The organism is Streptococcus sp. CP1998, from assembly GCF_041026655.1.
Lineage (GTDB): Bacteria > Bacillota > Bacilli > Lactobacillales > Streptococcaceae > Streptococcus > Streptococcus dentalis.
Map to the genome: position 1 here is coordinate 756,175 of NZ_CP163380.1, position 18,909 is coordinate 775,083.

Genomic DNA, 18,909 nt, shown 5'->3' on the forward strand with positions numbered 1-18,909 from the left:
TTTGTGGTCTAGAATATGGTATAATGAGAAGAATTTGATAGGAGCGTCCAAATCTTTGAGGACGCTACGGAGAACTGAGGAGTCGGATATGAATCTCACATTACATGAAGTTGCTCATCTAGTACATGCAAAAAATGATATCAGCCAATTTGAAGATGTGGCCCTCGTCAGGCCTGAATTTGACAGCCGTTTGATTGGGCCTGGAGACCTTTTTGTTCCGTTAAAGGGAGCGCGTGATGGTCATGACTTTATTGAGACTGCTTTTGAAAACGGAGCCGTAGCCACTTTTTCAGAGAAAGTGGTCGAAGGGCACCCTTATATTTTGGTGGAAGATGTGCTGAGCGCTTTTCAAACACTAGTGACCTATCTTCAAAAGACAAAAGTAGATGTTTTTGCAGTGACGGGGTCAAATGGTAAAACCACTACAAAAGATATGTTGGCACAGCTTTTGTCCACCACCTACCTGACCTATAAAACACAAGGAAACTATAATAACGAAATTGGTCTTCCTTATACGGTTTTGCATATGCCAGAAGGGACGGACAAACTCGTCCTTGAAATGGGACAAGACCATCTAGGAGATATCCATCTCTTGTCAGAACTGGCGCATCCAAAAGCTGCTATTGTCACCTTGATTGGGGAAGCCCATTTGGAATTCTTCAAAGATCGAAGTGAGATCGCAAAAGGAAAACTCCAGATTGCGGACGGGATGCCAGAAGGTGGCCTTCTGGTAGTTCCAGCTGATCCGATCGTCGATGCCTACCTTCCTGAAAATCAAACAGTCGTTCGCTTTGGTCCAGACGAGGAGATTTTTATTACCGAGTTAATCGAGCGAAAGGATAGCTTAACTTTCCGAGCGAATTTCTTAGAAGAAGCGATCGATCTTCCAGTAACAGGAAAATACAATGCGACCAATGCCATGATTGCAGCTTATGTTGCCCTGCAAGAAGGAGTGAGCGAAGCTGCGATTCGTGATAGTTTTGAAACCTTGCAATTAACGCGCAACCGGACAGAATGGAAGAAGGCCAGCAACGGAGCGGATATTCTATCCGATGTCTACAATGCCAATCCAACGGCCATGCGCCTAATTTTAGAAACCTTCTCAACTATTCCTGCCAATCCAAAAGGTCGAAAATTAGCCGTCCTGGCGGATATGAAAGAACTAGGGGAGCAATCTGTAGATCTGCACAACCAAATGATTCTCAGCCTCTCGCCAGATGTCTTGGATACGGTTATTTTCTACGGCCAAGACATTGCAGGATTGGCTCAGTTAGCGAGTCAGATGTTCCCACTCGGACATGTCTATTATTTCAAGAAGACAGCTGAGGAAGATCAGTTTGAGGACATGGTCAAACAAGTCAAGGAAAGCTTAAAAGAGCAGGACCAAATCCTCATCAAGGGAAGCAATTCTATGAATCTAGCCAAATTGGTAGAGGAGATAGAGAATGGCGAGTAGTAATGTACTAAAGAACATTCAGCGCTTGATTTCAATCACCAATACAGGCTTAGCGTTCTCAAAAGATCCATTTGATCAAGAGCGCTACCAGGATATTCGTGCTATTTTACAGGATCTTGTCAGAGAAGCGACTGATCTGAATCCACAAGAATTATCGGATTTGTTTCGTCCGACAGACCATTACGACACTCCCTTGATTGATGTAAGGGCCTGGATTGTCAAAGATGACAAACTTTGTTTAGTGAAAGGTCAGGGAGAAGAGACCTGGGCTTTGCCGGGTGGTTTTGGTGAGGTTGGCTATTCTCCTAAAGAAAATATTTTAAAGGAAATCCAAGAAGAAACTGGCTATGTAGCGCGTGTTAATCGCTTGTTGGCAGTATTTGATACCAATCGCTACCAATTGCAAAGCCGACAATATGTGAAATTGGTATTTGAATGTGAATTGCTGGATGGAAGTTTTCAACAGAATCAGGAAATTTCCGATCTTGCCTTTTTTGAGAGAGAGAAAATGCCTGCTCTTTCTACCAAGCGCAATACAGAAGAACAATTGAACTTCCTTTGGGAGGTTTATGATGGGAAACGAGATTTGTATTGTGATTAAAAACGATTTATAAATTAAAGGGATAAAAAATGACACTTTGGGATTTATTGTTTACGAACCAAAAATCAGCCCCGCCTGAGTTTGGGCTCTGGTATTTCATTCTGCCAGCATCTTTGTTGGTGGTTGGTTACTTTTCCATCAGATATGCGCAGTCTAAAAGCTACCAACGCTTTTGGTATTGGGCACAGTTGATCCAAGTCTTGACCATCAATGCTTGGTATATTCTTGCCCACATGCCTTTGACGGATAATTTGCCTTTTTATCATTGCCGCTTGGCCATGTTGGTGATTCTCTTTGCCCCTAAAGGGACCTATATCAAGCAATATTTTGCTCTCTTGGGAGTTTTGGGATCGATTGCGGCCCTGGTTTATCCAGCCTTTGATCCCTTCCCATTCCCTCATATCACTGTGCTCAATCTAATTTTTAGCCACTGGGCCTTGTTTGCTAATAGTTTGATTTACCTGCAAGATTTTTATCAGTCGGAAAAGCAAGACAGCCTACGAATTGTTAAGATCACCTTTGGCATGAATGCCTTGATTTTCTTGGTCAACCTTTTGACGAAAGGAGATTACGGCTTCTTAAAGCGTCCACCAATCATTGGAGACCACGGTGCTCTCTTGAACTACCTCTTGGTCAGCATCGTGATGGTAGCTGGTATTTGCTTGGTCAATCAACGCTATAAATACAAATACAAGATGGTCGAAGAGAGTATAGTTTCGCGTTCAGAATAAAAAGAGCAGAAAAGGGAAAGAAATCATGACACTTTGGGACTTATTTTTCACCAGTCAACCAACGACCCCTCCTCAATTGGGGGTCTGGTATTTCTTATTGCCGACTTCATTAGTGGTAGTGGGAGGTCTGTCCATTCGATTTGCTCACTCTAAAGGCTACCAAAACTTTTGGTATTGGGGGCAATTGATTCAGTTGTTGATTATCAACTCTTGGTATCTAGCTGCTCGCTTGCCTCTTTCAGAGAGTCTTCCCTTCTATCATAGCCGGATGGCCATGTGGATCATTCTTTTGGCGCCCAAGGGCAGCTTCAAACAATATTTTGCTCTCGTGGGAGTCTTTGGCTCCATTATGGCCTTGGTTCATCCTGTTTTTTATCCCTACCCTTTTCCTCACGTTTCTTCGATCAACAATGTCTTTGGTCACTGGGCTCTCCTGGCCAACTGTTTGATATATCTGGTTCAATCCTACCAGGTGGAAGAAGGGTCTGTTTGGAAAATCTGTCAGATGACTGTTGGGGTCAATGCCATTATTCAGCTTGCCAATCTCGCAACAGGTGGAAACTACGGCTTTATGCGTCGCCCTCCTGTGATCGGTGACCATGGTCTTGTGTTCAACTATTTAATCGTGACGGTACTCATGACGGGGACACTGATTTTCATCAATACGATCGTTCAGTACAGTAAGAAAAGAAGAATACCTAAATCTGTTTAAATAAGGAGATTTTATGCATCATTTTTTCACTACAGAATCAACAGCACCACCAGCAATCTCAGCACTTTGGTATAGTGTGATGGTCTTGTTAATTGTGACAGCGATTATGATGTCACTTCGTTATTATCAGAATGAGCAATTTCGCAAATGCTTTCAATATTTACAAGGCTTCCAGTTAATTTGCTTGTATCTTTGGTATTTTGCCTACCACATTCCTTGGTCCAATAGCTTACCATTTTATCATTGCCGCTTGGCCATGTTTGCGGTCTTGTTTTTACCAGACCGCTGGAAAAGCAAACAGTTCTTTGCCTTGATGGGAGTGAGTGGAGCCATCTTTGCTTTAGGCTATCCAGTCTTTGATCCCTATACTTTCCCTCATATTACGGGCTTTTCTTTCCTCCTCGGACATTACTGTCTTTTAATCAATTCCTTGATTTATCTCTTGAGATGGTATGATCGAAACCTCTTAAAAAATAGTCAGATTGTTCTCTATACCTTTGCCTTAGATTTATTCCTGGTTGGAGTCAATCAATTGACAGGAGGAAATTATGGCTTGATGGCCCGACCTCCGATTATGAGAGGGGATAAGGTGTGGCTTAATTATCTGGTTGTATCCAGTATTTTAGCCCTTGCTTTATTACTCTTTAATCAGTTCTTCAGTCGCAGAAGTGAGCGGGTGAAAGTGAGAAAATAACCATGATTGAAGAGGACTAGAATCGACGGATTTTAGTCTTTCTTTTTGCCTTCAAAGAAGAATCATCGTTGAAAAAAGTGCCTATTTTCGCTATAATAGGACAGATAGAGAAATTGAGGAGAAATCCGATGTAGAGATGAATTTGTAAATTTATCAAAAAATAAGAAGAGAAAGAATTAGGAACATGAACGTACAAGAAGAAATTAAAAAACGCCGTACCTTTGCCATCATCTCCCACCCGGATGCTGGTAAAACGACGATTACTGAGCAGTTGCTCTACTTTGGGGGAGAGATTCGGGAAGCTGGTACCGTAAAAGGAAAGAAAACAGGAAACTTCGCTAAATCTGACTGGATGGACATCGAGAAACAACGTGGGATTTCGGTAACCTCATCTGTCATGCAGTTTGACTACGATGGAAAACGGGTTAATATCCTTGATACACCAGGGCACGAGGACTTCTCGGAAGATACTTACCGGACCTTGATGGCGGTAGATGCTGCCGTTATGGTGGTAGACTCTGCCAAGGGGATCGAGGCTCAAACCAAGAAATTGTTTGAAGTTGTCAAACACCGTGGCATTCCAGTCTTCACCTTTATGAACAAGCTGGACCGTGATGGTCGTGAGCCATTGGACCTCTTGCAAGAATTGGAAGAAGTCTTGGGCATCGCAAGTTACCCAATGAACTGGCCGATCGGGATGGGGAAAGCCTTTGAGGGGCTTTACGACCTCTATAATCAACGCTTGGAACTCTACAAAGGGGATGAACGCTTTGCCAGTCTAGAAGATGGAGACAAGCTCTTTGCCAACAATCCATTCTACGAGCAGGTGAAAGACGATATCGAACTTTTGCAAGAAGCTGGGAATGAATTCTCAGAAGAAGCCATCCTTGCGGGTGAATTAACACCAGTCTTCTTTGGATCCGCTTTGACGAACTTTGGGGTGCAGACTTTCTTGGAGACTTTCCTCAAGTTTGCTCCAGAACCACACGGCCACAAGAAGACCGATGGAGAAATGGTCGATCCTTATGACAAGGATTTCTCAGGATTTGTCTTTAAAATCCAAGCCAACATGGACCCTCGTCACCGTGACCGGATTGCCTTTGTGCGGATCGTATCGGGTGAATTTGAGCGTGGGATGAGTGTCAACCTGCCTCGTACTGGTAAGGGCGCTAAGCTATCAAATGTCACCCAGTTTATGGCCGAAAGCCGTGAGAATGTCAGCAATGCCGTGGCAGGAGATATCATCGGGGTCTATGATACTGGTACTTATCAGGTTGGAGATACGCTGACAGTTGGTAAAAACAAGTTTGAATTTGAACCACTGCCAACCTTCACCCCTGAAATCTTCATGAAGGTGTCTGCCAAGAACGTTATGAAGCAAAAATCCTTCCACAAGGGGATTGAGCAATTGGTGCAAGAAGGAGCTATTCAGCTCTATACCAACTACCAAACAGGTGAATACATGTTGGGTGCTGTCGGGCAACTTCAGTTTGAAGTCTTTAAGCACCGGATGGAAAATGAATACAATGCCGAAGTGGTCATGAGCCCAATGGGTAAAAAGACCGTTCGCTGGATCAAACCAGAAGACCTAGATGAGCGCATGTCTTCAAGCCGGAACATCTTGGCCAAGGACCGCTTTGACCAGCCAGTCTTCCTCTTTGAAAATGATTTTGCCCTCCGCTGGTTTGCGGACAAGTATCCAGACGTTGAGTTGGAAGAAAAGATGGGATAAGGAACGTTTTCAAAACCGATCCACAACAAGAGAAATAAGAAAACGGAAATTTATCTGTTTTCGCTTTTAAAGGAGAAATGATGGGATTATTAAGTGGTTTGATGGGCAATGCCTCTCAAAAAAATGTTGACAAAGTAGAAAGAGATCTAGAAGATATCTTGGTGCCTGGCGAGCAAGTCACTCTCGCTTTTAGCCTGATTCGTGATTTGATCGTCTTTACCGAATTTCGTTTGATCTTGGTGGATAAGCAAGGGATGACAGGAAAGAAAACATCCTACAAATCCCTTCCTTATCGCTCCATCTCTCGTTTTTCAGTGGAAACTTCCGGTCATTTTGATTTGGATGCTGAATTAAAAATCTGGGTTTCTTCTGCAGTGGAGCCTTCAGAAGTTTTACAATTCAAGAGTGACAACAGTGTCATTGAAATCCAGCAAGCATTAGCTAGTGCGGTCTTTAAATAAAAGAAATCGATTTGATAGAGAACAGTTGAGAAAGGAGACGGAATGTTTATCGATAAACAATTGGGCCATGATCGCAAATGGATCAATATTGACTCGGATATGATTACTGAGAATTCATATCTTTATAAAAAATACGAGATTGATAAAGAAACCATTGAGTACGCGATGGATAAGAACGAACGTGCCCATATGGATTACAATCGAGAAAACGGTACGATCACCTTTATCTACAATGTATTGGATTTAGAAAAGGACAAGGAATACTACGAAACTATTCCTATGACCTTTATCGTTCAAGATACGCGACTCGTGACCATCAGTAACCAAGACAATGCCTATATCATTGAACAAATGGTTCGCTATTTGGAAAGTCATGAGGAACTGTCGATCTATAAGTTGCTTTTTGCAGGTCTTGAAATGATCAGTAATGCTTATTATCCGATTATTGATCGCTTAGATAAGCACAAGGATGAACTCAATCGCTTGCTTCGAAAGACTACAACAACCAAGAATCTCTATGCCCTGTCTGACCTTGAGACCGGTATGGTTTATCTGGTCGCAGCAGCCAAGCAAAATCGGATGTTGCTAGAGCATATCAAAGCGCACGCCATCTATCGCAGGCTGGATGATGTTGAAAAAGAGCAGTTTGATGATGCCATGATCGAAGCGCGTCAGTTGGTTTCAATGACGGAGTTGATTTCCAACGTCTTGCAACAGTTGTCAGGATCCTACAACAATATCCTAAACAACAACCTGAATGACAACTTGACAACCCTGACCATCTTTGAAGCCTTGTTGGCGGTCTTAGCCGTTATCACCGGTTTCTTCGGAATGAATATCCCTCTTCCTATGACAGAGGATCCCAATGCCTGGATCTATGTATCCGTATGTAGCTTTATTTTATGGCTCATTTTGGCAAAGGTCATGCGTTGGATTGTGAAAAAAAGATAAAAAAAGAGGCTTGGAGAAATCCGAGCCTCTTCGTATCTAGAAACATCTGAGAAATAGGAACCATCTAGACACCTGCCCTCCTCTCCAAAGAAGGGGCAGTGTGAATAGTTCATCGACTGTACAAATCTTCTTGGAAATAGTAGGAGTAGATTTAATAGTACTGAGTGGTTTCTAAATAAATTAGAACGTAGAATAAATCGTTGAATCAGATAAAATGATCCTATTTCTTTATACAGAAATATTTTAGATACTAACTGTATTATACATATTTATTTGTAAAAACGCAAGATAAGAGCTACCAAAAAATAAAAGTTTTTCCTGTTTTTTATACTTATATGATGAAGTATATGAAATGGTCGCAAGAAGAAAAGCAGTCCTGGCTTGGCTTTGCGTCACTTTTATGATTTCAAGCGATCCAGGATTTTTTTCCTAAAAAATAAAATTAGTCTCCTTTGACTATCATTTGCCTCTTCATTGTGTTATACTAGATAAGTTGCAAACTTGTATGAGAGAAATGGTGGGGAGGCAGAACAGATGGAAGGGTTCTGTTCGAAAGAAAACTCCCGCAAGAAGGATCTTGTGGCCTATTTGTTTGAAAAACGATACTAGCCAACAACATCCGTTAGGACGCAAAACATTTTTCTCTAAAGAAAATGCAGTCTCAAATAGACGGACTAGTTTTTCTTTAGATGAGTCTTGCGACAGGTAACCAGGAAGGCGACTTCCTATGCAATCAGTGCGTTTTCGCATTGAAAGAAGTTTGATAAAGTGGCTTCGCACCACTTTTTAGAAAGAAGAAAGAATTGAAATTCAATGAATTTAACTTATCTGCTGCATTATTAGCAGAAATTGAAAAAGCTGGCTTTGTAGAAGCAAGCCCTATCCAAGAACAAACCATTCCTTTGGCTCTTGAAGGAAAAGATGTCATCGGTCAAGCGCAAACAGGGACTGGTAAAACAGCTGCTTTCGGTCTTCCAACGTTGGAGAAGATTGATGTCGATAACACAGTGATCCAAGCCCTTGTCATTGCCCCGACGCGTGAATTGGCAGTTCAAAGTCAGGAAGAACTCTTCCGCTTTGGACGCAGTAAGGGTGTTAAAGTTCGCTCTGTCTATGGTGGATCAAGCATTGAAAAGCAAATTAAAGCTTTGAAGTCAGGTGCTCACATCGTTGTGGGAACACCTGGACGCTTGCTAGATTTGATCAAGCGCAAGGCTTTGAAACTCGATCATATTGAAACCTTGATCCTGGATGAAGCAGATGAAATGCTCAATATGGGCTTCTTGGAAGATATCGAAGCCATCATTAGTCGTGTCCCAGAAACACGCCAAACCTTGCTCTTTTCAGCAACGATGCCAGAAGCCATCAAACGCATTGGTGTTCAGTTTATGAAAGAGCCAGAACACGTTAAGATTGCGGCCAAAGAATTGACAACCGACTTGGTCGATCAATACTATATTCGTGTCAAAGAAGGCGAAAAATTTGATACTATGACACGATTGATGGATGTCGAGCAGCCTGAACTTGCCATTGTCTTTGGTCGAACCAAACGCCGGGTTGATGAATTGACTCGTGGCCTCAAGATTCGTGGTTTCCGAGCAGAAGGGATTCACGGTGATTTGGATCAAAACAAACGTCTTCGTGTCCTCCGTGATTTTAAAAATGGGAACTTGGACGTCTTGGTAGCAACAGACGTTGCGGCACGTGGCTTGGATATTTCAGGTGTTACCCATGTCTACAACTACGATATTCCACAAGATCCAGAAAGCTATGTTCACCGGATCGGACGGACAGGTCGTGCTGGGAAAACAGGGCAATCCATTACCTTTGTTTCGCCAAATGAAATGGGCTATTTGCAAATCATTGAGAACTTGACCAAAAAGCGGATGAAGGGAATGAAACCTGCAACAGCAGAAGAAGCCTTCCAAGCGAAAAAACAAGTAGCACTGAAGAAAATTGAGCGAGACTTTGAAGATGAAAAAATCCGGACCAACTTTGAGAAGTTTGGCAAGGATGCTCGCAAATTGGCTGCAGAATTCACTCCTGAAGAATTGGCTATGTATATTTTGAGCTTGACCGTTCAAGATCCAGACAGCCTTCCAGAAGTTGAAATTGCACGTGAAAAACCATTACCATTTAAACCATCCGGTGGTGGCTTTGGTGGGAAAGGCAAAGGTGACCGTGAAGGTGGACGCCGTGATTTCAAACGCAAGTCCAAAAAAAATAGCCGAGACTTTGAAGGCAAAGGCAACAAACGTCCTCATCGTACTTCCAATGAAAAGAAAAATGGATTTGTCATCCGCAACAAAGGGGATAAATAAGTCCGAAGGACGGTCTAGCAATAGGCCGTTTTTTATATGAAAATCAAAAATACAAGGGTTAACTAGCTGTTAACCCTTGTATATTTATAAGGAGACCTAAATGATAACTGACTCTTTTAGAAAAATGTATCATGATAAGGAGCATCCAAAAAAGTCAGACAACAGAAAGAATGAATTCCTAAAACGGAATATTTCTGTTAACATATTAAGTCTACAATTATTTCTAAGCCTTGTCAAGAATTTTTTCTTATTTTTTTAAAATTTTTGACTAGAAAGATAAAAATTGACAATCTCTTCTAAAAGGTTATAATGAATATAATAACCATACTAATTATAAAGAGGTGTCGTCCATGGTGATTGCATTAAAAAATGATGATCTAGAACTACAATTTAAGACATTTGGAGGGGAATTGAGCTCTATTCGAAGTAAAGAAGGCATAGAATATCTCTGGCAAGGGGATCCAGAGTATTGGTCAGGACAAGCGCCGGTTCTGTTTCCAATTTGTGGGAGCGTTCGTAATGGCCAAGTGCAGTATCATCTAAAAGATGGAGTGAAGACAGGCCAGCTTCCAAGACACGGTCTTATTCGCAAGAGAGAGTTTGAACTCAAAGAACAGACAGACCATTGTCTTGTCTTTGAAATTACCTCTAACGACGAAAGCTTACAAAATTATCCCTACCATTTTCGAGTGGAAATCGCTTATGAATTGAAAGGGAAAGAAATCACCATCACCTATCGCGTGCAAAATCTAGAGTCAGATCAAGTCATGCCTTATTTTATTGGAGGGCATCCAGCCTTTCGTTGTCCCCTTTTAGCAGATGAAGACTATGAAGACTATGAGTTGATTTTTGAAAAAGAAGAAAGCTGTAGCGTCCCTCTCTTGTTCACAGAAACCGGTTTGGTCGATCGCCTGCAACGGACGCCATTTTTAGACCATAGTCGTAGCCTACCTTTGCGCCATGAACTGTTTGAAAAAGACGCCATTATTTTAGATCAATTAGCCTCTAAATCTGTGCAGCTCCTCTCGAAAAAATCTGGTAAAGGTTTGGAATTTGCCTTTGCAGATTTTGAGAATCTCGTCCTTTGGTCTACCAATAACAAGGGTCCTTTCATTGCCTTGGAGCCTTGGACGGGTATTTCCACATCTGCAGAAGAGGGCGATTTCTTCGAAGATAAAAAAGGTGTGATCCAGTTGGCTCCTCAAGAGACACGGAGTCACCAGTATCGTATCACCATTTTGTAAATGAAAAACCGTTGGACTATGGAGTCCGACGGTTCTTTTTGATATAGTTTAGCTTAGCTTGGCGTGATTTCTTTTTAAAGAGAGCCTCGGCAGACATAGCAGAGGGCTTATCTGAATAGGATTCTTGGTAAAGAAGTTTAACGGGGAGGCGAGCCCGTGTGTATTTGGCGCCTTTTCCAGCATTGTGAGTCTTTAGGCGTTTTTCGACATCCGTGGTGTAGCCAGTGTAGAGGGAGCCATCCGCACACTCTAGGACATACATGTAAGCCTTAGTTTCCATAGTAGATCTCATGAATCTCGTCTGTATAGCTGCCGTCTTCATTGTGAATAAAGAGGGGAGGCAGAATTTTTAAACCATCCAGTGAGCCATCCTTGATCGCCTCAATCAACAACATATTCGCCTCTTTGGTCATTTTGGGATAGACAAACTGGATCCGCTTAGGTGCAAGATTGTAACGCTTCATGGTTTCGATGATATCTAAAAAGCGATCTGGACGATGGACCATCGCTAAGCGACCATTTGATTTGAGAACCCGCTGGGCCACATGGCAAATCTCATCTAAGTTGGTCGTAATTTCATGTCGAGCTAAGAGGTAGTGTTCACTATCATTGAGATTGGAATGCTCATCTACCTTGAAATAAGGAGGATTACAGAGGATAATATCCACCTTACTCCCCCCGATATGTTGAGGCAAATGCTTGAGGTCATCGGTGATCATGGACATTTGCTGGTTCAAGTCATTGAGGGCAATGGAGCGGGTAGCCATATCCGCTAGACGTTCCTGAATTTCGACACCAATGATCCGGGCCTCTGTCCGAGTGCTTGCAAAGAGTCCCACGGCCCCATTTCCAGCACAGAGATCTACGATCAAGCCCCGCTTGGGCAATTTTGGAAAGCGCGAGAGGAGGACACTATCCACGGAGTAACTAAAGACTTCCCGATTTTGTATAATTTTCACATCACTTGAAAAGAGTTGATTGACGCGCTCACCGTCTTTTAATTCGATATCTGTCATAGCTCTATTATAGCATGAAAAGATGCTTGGGGAAAGATCGATAAAACATAAAAAGTTGAGAGTTTTACTCTCAACTTTTTTTAATCAAATTCATATTTTTGGAGAATTGTAGTGAGGATAAAGACTCCTGTAAAGATGGCCATCAATGCCAGATAAACTGGGAAAGTAGTGGCTGTAAGGAGGGAAATCTCGATCAAGTTTTTCAACACGATCGCAGATGCGTAGAATCCTACTACAGAGAAGAGAATGAGGAGGGCCCGCCAGATATTTAGTGGCAGGCAAGCACGGATAACGGATAGGAAACCGATGGATCCAAGTAAGTAGTAGGATACAGTAGACATATCGGCTGCAGACCAACCATGGCTTGCTCCCCAAAGGCGAATAAACAAGACACTAAAGACGACCATCAAGGCGCTTGGTAAGGCTAACAGAAGGGAACGTCTCAAGAAGTGTTTTTCAACCGGTTTGATATTGCGTTCAAAGGTCAATACAAATGGTGGGAATCCTTCGACGAATTGGTCGATCAGGGTGATTTGAATAGGAATGAAAGGGAAAATCAGCAAATAGTTGACGTTAAAGAAGAGAGCACTGGCGATACAGATGATAGCCAAGAGGAAGGAATAGATCGTTTTGATAAAGAAGATTGGAGCGATTCGTCCAATGTTATTCACCACACGACGGCCTTCAAAAAGAATTTCTGGAACGTCATTAAAGTCAGAGTTCAAAAGAACAATATTGGCAATTTGACGGGTTGCGGGATCTCCTTCAGCCATCACGATGGAGCAGTCTGCTTCGCGAAGAGCAAGAATATCATTGACCCCATCTCCTGTCATAGCAGTCGTCCGACCAGCTGCTTTCAAGGTTTGGATAAGCAGTTTTTTCTGGTGAGGGGACACGCGCCCAAAGATAGCTGTTTCTTCTGCTTGATCCACTAATTGATCATCAGAAATTTTTGAACAATCGATGTAGTTCTCATAATTTTCGAAGCCAGCTTGTTGAGCGATATAAGAGACCGTCACAGGGTTGTCACCAGAGATGATTTTGAGATCCACTCCTTGAGAGCGCAAATACTCAAGAGTATCTGAAGCCCCTTCACGAATGGGGTCTGTAATCTCAATAACCGCAATCCCTTCAAGATTTTCAGGCAGATTCAATTCCTGCATGCTGATCAGTTCTGAACTATGAGCCAAGACGAGCACGCGTGATCCACGAGCTTGTGCTTCGACGACAGCAGCTGGATTTTCTTGAAGGAGCATTTCAGGAGCACCGAGAAAGACGGTTCCAAGGTTGGATAGGTGCATGGCTCCCCATTTCCGATCACTTGAGAAAGGAATAATGTTTTCCGCAGTATAAGCATGCTCCAACTCCCCATAAGCCTTGCGAATAGCTTGAGCAGTAGGATTGGTGTCCTCGCTATTTTGCATGTAAGCTGAAAGGATAACTTTGATGGTTTCCTCAGAAAAATGATCAGATAAGCTATGGAGAGATTCAACTGTCATCTTCCCTTGAGTGATGGTGCCGGTCTTATCAAGACACAAGGTATCCACACGCGCCAGGGTTTCTACTGAGTACATTTCTTGGACAAGAACCTTGCGCATACCGAGCTTAATCACCGCTGTCAAAAGAGACGTAACTGTCAGTAAAGCGATTCCCTTTGGCAACATTCCCAAGAGAGCTGTTGAAGAATTCACGACAGAATCCTTGATCGGTAGCATCTTGATCAACAGTGCTTCAAAGAAGAGGGCAAGGCCAAATGGGATGATAATTTTACCAGTGAAGCTCGAAATTTTCGCTAAGTTATAAAGAATACGCGAATTGATAGGCTTCAAGGTCTTGGCTTCCATCATCAGTTTGTTGGCATAGTTGTTTGCTCCAACTCGCTTGACACGGGCATAGACTTGACCACTGGCAATATAACTACCAGAAAGCAGTTCATCGCCAACTTCTTTTAAGACAAGGTCACTCTCACCAGTCAGCATAGCCTCATTGGCTTCTGCGATACCGGACATGACTTCGGCATCACTAGGGATCTGCTCACCCGAAGATAAGAGCATTAGATCACCCAGAACAAGCTTTTCTGGTGGAATCGCATCTTTTTCCCCGTCTCGAATGACAGTCACTAGCTCACGACTCATGAGGTTAAGTTTATCAATCATCCGCTTAGCGCGCATCTCGGTCATGATCCCTGTAATGGCATTGAAGCAAATGACTGCGAAAAAGATCATATTGCTCCAAGCCTGTACAGCAGCTAAAGCCACAGCAATCACAAAGTTTAAGGTATTAAACAAGGTGAAGACGTTGCGCTTGATAATTTGCCAGGTGCTGGTACTTGTATTCGTTGTAAAATCATTGGTTTGTCCGCGATCCATTTTCTTGCGGACTTCACTGAGGGACAAGCCCTTTAAATCAATAGTTTCCATAGATAATATGATATCATTTTTTTGAGAAAAAGACTATCTAGAATCGGTCCGCTGAGACAATTTTTATCTAAAAAAGGTTTGCGGTCAAAATCAGGATACGGTATAATAAGAAAGAACCTTTTACAGGATGAAATATCTTGTAGAGAGACGAATGAAATGGATTTGAGGAACAACTATGTTTTATACCTATTTACGTGGCCTTGTTGCCTTTATTCTGTGGGTTTTAAATGGGAATGCCCATTACCATCATAAGGACAATATTCCAGATCGAGAAGAGAACTACATCTTGGTATCCCCTCACCGAACTTGGTGGGATCCAGTCTATATGGCCTTTGCGACCAAGCCAAAGCAATTTATCTTTATGGCGAAAAAAGAGCTCTTCACCAATCGTATTTTTGGCTGGTGGATTCGCATGTGTGGGGCTTTTCCGATCGACCGTGAAAATCCAGGAGCAGAAGCTATTAAGTATCCTGTCAATATGCTGAAAAAGAGCAACCGTTCCTTGATTATGTTCCCAAGTGGAAGCCGTCATTCTCAAGATGTCAAAGGCGGTGTTGCCATCATTGCCAAAATGGCAAAGGTCCGTATCATGCCAGTGACTTATACTGGTCCAAGAGACTTGAAAGGGTTGGCAACGGGTGAACGCATTGATATGAACTTTGGACATCCCATTGATATTTCGGATATTAAAAAGATGAATGACGAAGGAGTGGCAGAAGTTGCCCGCCGTATCCAAGAGGAGTTTGATCGCTTGGATGCGGAAGCACAAGCGATCAACACCCCAACAAAACCTTTTATCTTGATTCGTTTGTTAAAAATCCTTTTGATTCCCCTTGTCTTAGTCGTTGGCATCTTGACCTTGATCTTTAGTTACCTAGCAAGCTTTGTATGGGATCCAGACAAACATCGGAAAAACAAGTAAAAAAACTGAGAGTTTTGCTCAGTTTTTTTTATTTTTACGAATAATAAAAGTGAGAGGAGGTTTCTTATGGAGGATATCATCGAAAAAATCAAAGAATATAAGCTCTTTTTAGCTCTTACTGCTATCGGACTCTTACTTGGAGGGTATTTTCTTTTTCATCGACCTCAGTCAAGTGCATCCACCATACCGGATTTTTATCAGTCTTCTAGTTCAACTTCGAGCAAAGAAAAGGTGCAGACCGCTAGTTCCAAAGAAGAAAAGACGGCGACTTCTGTGTCTGATGCACCCGAGATCATTACGGTCGATGTCAAAGGAGCCGTCAAACAACCAGGTGTCTATGAGTTGCGCTCAGATAGCAGAGTCCACGATGCTATTCATAAGGCGGGTGGGATGACAGCAGATGCCAATAGCCAATCGGTCAACTTGGCGCAAAAACTCTCCGATGAAGCAGTGATCTATGTTGCTAAAGAAGGAGAGGATGTTCCAGCACTTGGAAGTTCTGAAAGTCCTGAAACTTCGTCAGCGCCAGCAGAAAAAACAGACAAGGTCCATTTAAATCGAGCGACCGAATCAGAGCTCCAGACAGTATCAGGCATTGGCCAGAAACGTGCCCAGGACATTATCGCCTATCGCGAGGCAAATGGTCCTTTTCGATCAGTGAATGATCTGAAGAATGTTTCAGGAATCGGAGAGAAAACACTGGAGAAACTAAGAGATGCTTTCACGGTGGATTAAAAACCTTCCTTTTTCGCTTATCCATCTCGCCTTTGTACTCCTATGGTCGTATTATAGTGTTTATCAACCATCTTGGCTTTCGATCAGCGGTCTAGTAGTAGTGGGAATTTTAGCGGTTCATCACTATAAAGGGGAGCGCTCAAGTTTGCTAGGGCTTGCTTTAGCAACCCTTTGTTTTGCGGCCTTCTTTGTCTTTCAGCGACTACAGGATCATCCAGTACAAGCAGAAAGTCAGCCCCCATCCCACTTACGCCTGATTCCAGATACCATCAAGATCAATGGGGATGCCCTGTCTTTTCGTGCTAGAAATCAGGGAAGGACCTACCAAGTCTTCTACACTTTAAAATCAGAAAAAGAAAAACAGCATTGGCAAAGTCAAACCCACTTGCTGGAGTTGACATATAAAGGTGTTATAGAGGAACCAGAAGGGCAGCGAAATTTTAGAGGATTTGACTATCGGTCTTATTTGGAAACACAGGGGATTCACTATCAAATAAAAATTGAAGCGATCCAATCCGCGCTTCCTATACAGACTTGGAATGTTTTTGACTGGCTATCTCGATGGAGACGCCAAGCCATTGTTTGGAGTAAAGAGCACTTTCCGCAGCCGATGAACCAGTATATGACCGGCCTTCTTTTTGGCTATTTAGATACGGATTTTGAAGAGATGGACCAGCTTTACACGAGTTTAGGCATCATCCATTTATTCGCCTTATCTGGGATGCAGGTTGGCTTTTTCATCAATGGGATCCGGAAAGCTCTCTTACGTCTAGGAATCTTGCAAGAAACAGTTGATATCTGGATGGTTCCAATTTCTTTGGTCTATGCTGGCTTGACAGGTTTTTCAGTTTCAGTGGTTCGTAGTCTCTTGCAAAAGATCCTCTCTCAAAAGGGGATCCGAGGGATGGAGAATATGGCGATGACCTTGCTGCTTTTAATGTTTCTCATGCCCAAGTTTCTCCTGACAGCTGGAGGGGTCTTGAGTTGTGCCTATGCCTTTATTTTGACCTTGGTAGATACCAGTTCTTATTCAGGACTTAAAAAGATACTAGTGGAAAGTTTCTGGATTAGCCTGGGGATTTTGCCTCTTTTGACCTATTACTTTAGTGTCTTTCAACCCTGGTCACTCCCTTTAACCTTCCTCTTTTCTTTCTTATTTGACCTTGTTCTTCTTCCGGGTTTAACGGTGCTATTTATCTTATCGATTCTAAAGCCCCTTACCATTTTTAACAGTTTCTTTCTTCTCATAGAGGAGTGTATTCGTTGGATTTCAAAGCTCACGTCGCTACCTTTGGTATTCGGTCAGCCGACGGGACCAGCTCTGATCGCTCTCTTCCTTCTTTTAGGGATCTTGTATGATCTTCGAAAGAAAAAGAACTTTCGTTTTCTGGTAATAGGCATGATTCTACTCATCTTTTGTTGGACCAAACATCCTTTAGAAAATGAGATCACCATGGTGGATATCGGTCAAGGAGACAGTATCTTTTTACGCGATTGGAAAGGAAGAACCATATTAATTGATGTCGGAGGACGCGTCACTTTTAAAAGTGGAGACAAGTGGCAAGAGCGCAGTCAATCTGCTAATGCGGATCAAACCTTGATTCCATATCTCAAGAGTCGAGGTGTTGGAAAAATCGATGCGCTGGTCTTGACTCATACAGACCAGGACCATATGGGTGATATGGTGGAGGTCGCCAAACAAATCCCAGTTAAAAAAGTGTATGTCAGTCCAGGCAGTCTAACCAATTCTCAATTTCGAGAGAAATTGAAACAGCTTCATAGTCCGATTAAAGTAGTCCAGAGAGGGGATCGACTTCCTATTTTTGATCATCATCTAGAAGTCTTATCCCCTGATGAAGTGGGGGATGGTAAAAATGATGATTCGATTGTCCTATACGGGCAGTTCTATCAGAAACGATTTTTGTTCACGGGTGATCTAGAAGAAGCTGGAGAGAAAAAACTATTGGAAAACGATCCACAATTACAAGTAGATGTCTTGAAAGTAGGCCACCACGGATCTAAAGGTTCCTCTAGTGATGTGTTTTTAGACCAGTTACATCCTCAGTTGGCCTTGATCTCTGTTGGAAAGAAAAATCGCTACCAGCATCCCCATAAAGAATTGCTCGATCGTCTAGAGGAACGCTCTATTTCTTATCTTCGTACCGATGAAAGAGGAGCAATTCGCTTGATTGGATGGGAGCATTGGAGGGTAGAAACGGTCCGCTAGAGATGAGGAGAGGTTTGCTTTCTATGCTGAAAATTGCTATTATAGAAAGTGAAATCAATGTAAAGGTAGAATCGTATGAACGCATTTAAGCAATTTTGGATACAGTATGCAGATTTTTCAAGTAAGACCAGTCGGGCCCATTTTTGGCTAGCTTTTTTCTGGAATTCCCTGATTTCGTTGCCTCTTTGGGTCTTTTACATCGTGGCCTCATTATCTCATCAAAATGCTCAAGAAACGCTCAATTTTTCAACTGTTCATTCTAAGACAGGTTTATGGGCGCTCGCTTTCTTAGCATTCTTTTACTTCCTCATTTTAGTACCCAGTCAAGCCATTTGTGTACGTCGCTTGCGGGATGCTGGGATCCATTGGTCTTGGATCTTTTTGAACCTTGGTCCGGTTCTACTCTATTTGTTGACGGGCCTAGATATTTTCCTATTTCTTTGGGTGATTACATTTATTTCTCTATTGATTCTCATGATGCTTCCAGGGAAAAACACCTTCCCGCAACCAGTAGAAACTCCTATGGGAGTGGCTTCTGAACCACAAGTCACAGCGACAGGGGGGAGCTTTGGAGGCAACTCGTTTGAGCAAATTCCTAATTTTGTAGCAGCACCTGATTTGTCTGATGAAAAACCACCATTGGAACAAAAAATGGCTGCTGAACACGAAATCCACTAAACTGATAA

17 protein-coding genes are annotated in these 18,909 nt (G+C 42.5%); 14 read left to right on the forward strand and 3 right to left on the reverse strand.

All coding sequences use genetic code 11. The annotated features are described in order from the left end of the window. The first annotated feature begins 88 nt into the window (after positions 1-88). The 10 genes from murF to AB4X21_RS04055 all read left to right on the forward strand — a co-directional run bounded on the left by murF (position 89) and on the right by AB4X21_RS04055 (position 10,903). Positions 89-1,456, forward strand: a complete 1,368-nt coding sequence (gene murF / locus AB4X21_RS04010; RefSeq protein WP_369088222.1) for a UDP-N-acetylmuramoyl-tripeptide--D-alanyl-D-alanine ligase — start codon at positions 89-91, stop codon at positions 1,454-1,456. Further along, the gene (locus AB4X21_RS04015; RefSeq protein ID WP_003012322.1) at positions 1,446-2,057 is read left to right on the forward strand and encodes an NUDIX hydrolase N-terminal domain-containing protein; all 612 of its coding nucleotides are present in this window, start codon (positions 1,446-1,448) and stop codon (positions 2,055-2,057) included. Before murF ends, AB4X21_RS04015 begins: the two co-directional genes overlap by 11 nt. Before the next feature lie 29 nt (positions 2,058-2,086). Further along, positions 2,087-2,788: a TIGR02206 family membrane protein gene (locus AB4X21_RS04020; protein WP_003011768.1), complete on the forward strand. Its 702-nt coding sequence runs from the start codon at positions 2,087-2,089 to the stop codon at positions 2,786-2,788. Between the two features lie 25 nt (positions 2,789-2,813). Continuing rightward, a complete protein-coding gene (locus tag AB4X21_RS04025; RefSeq protein WP_369088224.1) occupies positions 2,814-3,500 on the forward strand; it encodes a YwaF family protein in 687 nt (228 codons plus the stop codon). Between the two features lie 13 nt (positions 3,501-3,513). Then, positions 3,514-4,194 carry a TIGR02206 family membrane protein gene (locus tag AB4X21_RS04030; protein WP_369088225.1) on the forward strand — a complete coding sequence of 227 codons (681 nt, stop codon included), beginning with the start codon at positions 3,514-3,516 and terminating at the stop codon, positions 4,192-4,194. 184 nt (positions 4,195-4,378) lie between these two features. Then, the gene (locus tag AB4X21_RS04035) at positions 4,379-5,926 is read left to right on the forward strand and encodes a peptide chain release factor 3 (protein WP_003012237.1); all 1,548 of its coding nucleotides are present in this window, start codon (positions 4,379-4,381) and stop codon (positions 5,924-5,926) included. An 80-nt stretch (positions 5,927-6,006) separates the two neighbouring features. Next, entirely contained in the window at positions 6,007-6,387 is a 381-nt protein-coding gene (locus AB4X21_RS04040; protein WP_003011846.1) for a PH domain-containing protein, read from the forward strand. A gap of 42 nt (positions 6,388-6,429) precedes the next feature. Further along, positions 6,430-7,338, forward strand: a complete 909-nt coding sequence (locus tag AB4X21_RS04045) for a magnesium transporter CorA family protein (protein ID WP_320910854.1) — start codon at positions 6,430-6,432, stop codon at positions 7,336-7,338. 803 nt (positions 7,339-8,141) lie between these two features. After that, positions 8,142-9,659 carry a DEAD/DEAH box helicase gene (locus AB4X21_RS04050; protein ID WP_369088226.1) on the forward strand — a complete coding sequence of 506 codons (1,518 nt, stop codon included), beginning with the start codon at positions 8,142-8,144 and terminating at the stop codon, positions 9,657-9,659. Between the two features lie 350 nt (positions 9,660-10,009). Further along, positions 10,010-10,903, forward strand: a complete 894-nt coding sequence (locus tag AB4X21_RS04055) for an aldose 1-epimerase family protein (protein WP_369088227.1) — start codon at positions 10,010-10,012, stop codon at positions 10,901-10,903. Positions 10,904-10,919: 16 nt separating this feature from the next. Here the strand turns inward: AB4X21_RS04055 and AB4X21_RS04060 are convergent, their stop codons facing one another. From AB4X21_RS04060 to AB4X21_RS04070, 3 genes are all read right to left on the reverse strand, one after another. After that, complete coding sequence (locus tag AB4X21_RS04060; protein ID WP_270298751.1) at positions 10,920-11,183, reverse strand: GIY-YIG nuclease family protein; 264 nt, start codon at positions 11,181-11,183, stop codon at positions 10,920-10,922. Next, complete coding sequence (locus AB4X21_RS04065; protein WP_369088228.1) at positions 11,173-11,919, reverse strand: tRNA1(Val) (adenine(37)-N6)-methyltransferase; 747 nt, start codon at positions 11,917-11,919, stop codon at positions 11,173-11,175. Before AB4X21_RS04065 ends, AB4X21_RS04060 begins: the two co-directional genes overlap by 11 nt. An 80-nt stretch (positions 11,920-11,999) precedes the next feature. After that, positions 12,000-14,339 carry a cation-translocating P-type ATPase gene (locus AB4X21_RS04070; RefSeq protein ID WP_320910852.1) on the reverse strand — a complete coding sequence of 780 codons (2,340 nt, stop codon included), beginning with the start codon at positions 14,337-14,339 and terminating at the stop codon, positions 12,000-12,002. Between the two features lie 175 nt (positions 14,340-14,514). Between AB4X21_RS04070 and AB4X21_RS04075 the strand changes: the two genes are divergently transcribed. The 4 genes from AB4X21_RS04075 (at position 14,515) to AB4X21_RS04090 (ending at position 18,901) form a co-directional block, all read left to right on the forward strand. Next, a complete protein-coding gene (locus tag AB4X21_RS04075) occupies positions 14,515-15,261 on the forward strand; it encodes a 1-acyl-sn-glycerol-3-phosphate acyltransferase (RefSeq protein ID WP_155171508.1) in 747 nt (248 codons plus the stop codon). 66 nt (positions 15,262-15,327) lie between these two features. After that, on the forward strand, positions 15,328-15,996 hold the full coding sequence (locus AB4X21_RS04080) for a helix-hairpin-helix domain-containing protein (RefSeq protein ID WP_369088229.1): 669 nt from the start codon (positions 15,328-15,330) through the stop codon (positions 15,994-15,996). After that, complete coding sequence (locus AB4X21_RS04085; protein ID WP_369088230.1) at positions 15,977-18,223, forward strand: DNA internalization-related competence protein ComEC/Rec2; 2,247 nt, start codon at positions 15,977-15,979, stop codon at positions 18,221-18,223. Before AB4X21_RS04080 ends, AB4X21_RS04085 begins: the two co-directional genes overlap by 20 nt. Positions 18,224-18,298: 75 nt before the next feature. Beyond that, positions 18,299-18,901 carry a DUF805 domain-containing protein gene (locus tag AB4X21_RS04090; protein WP_369088231.1) on the forward strand — a complete coding sequence of 201 codons (603 nt, stop codon included), beginning with the start codon at positions 18,299-18,301 and terminating at the stop codon, positions 18,899-18,901. Positions 18,902-18,909: the final 8 nt, after the last annotated feature.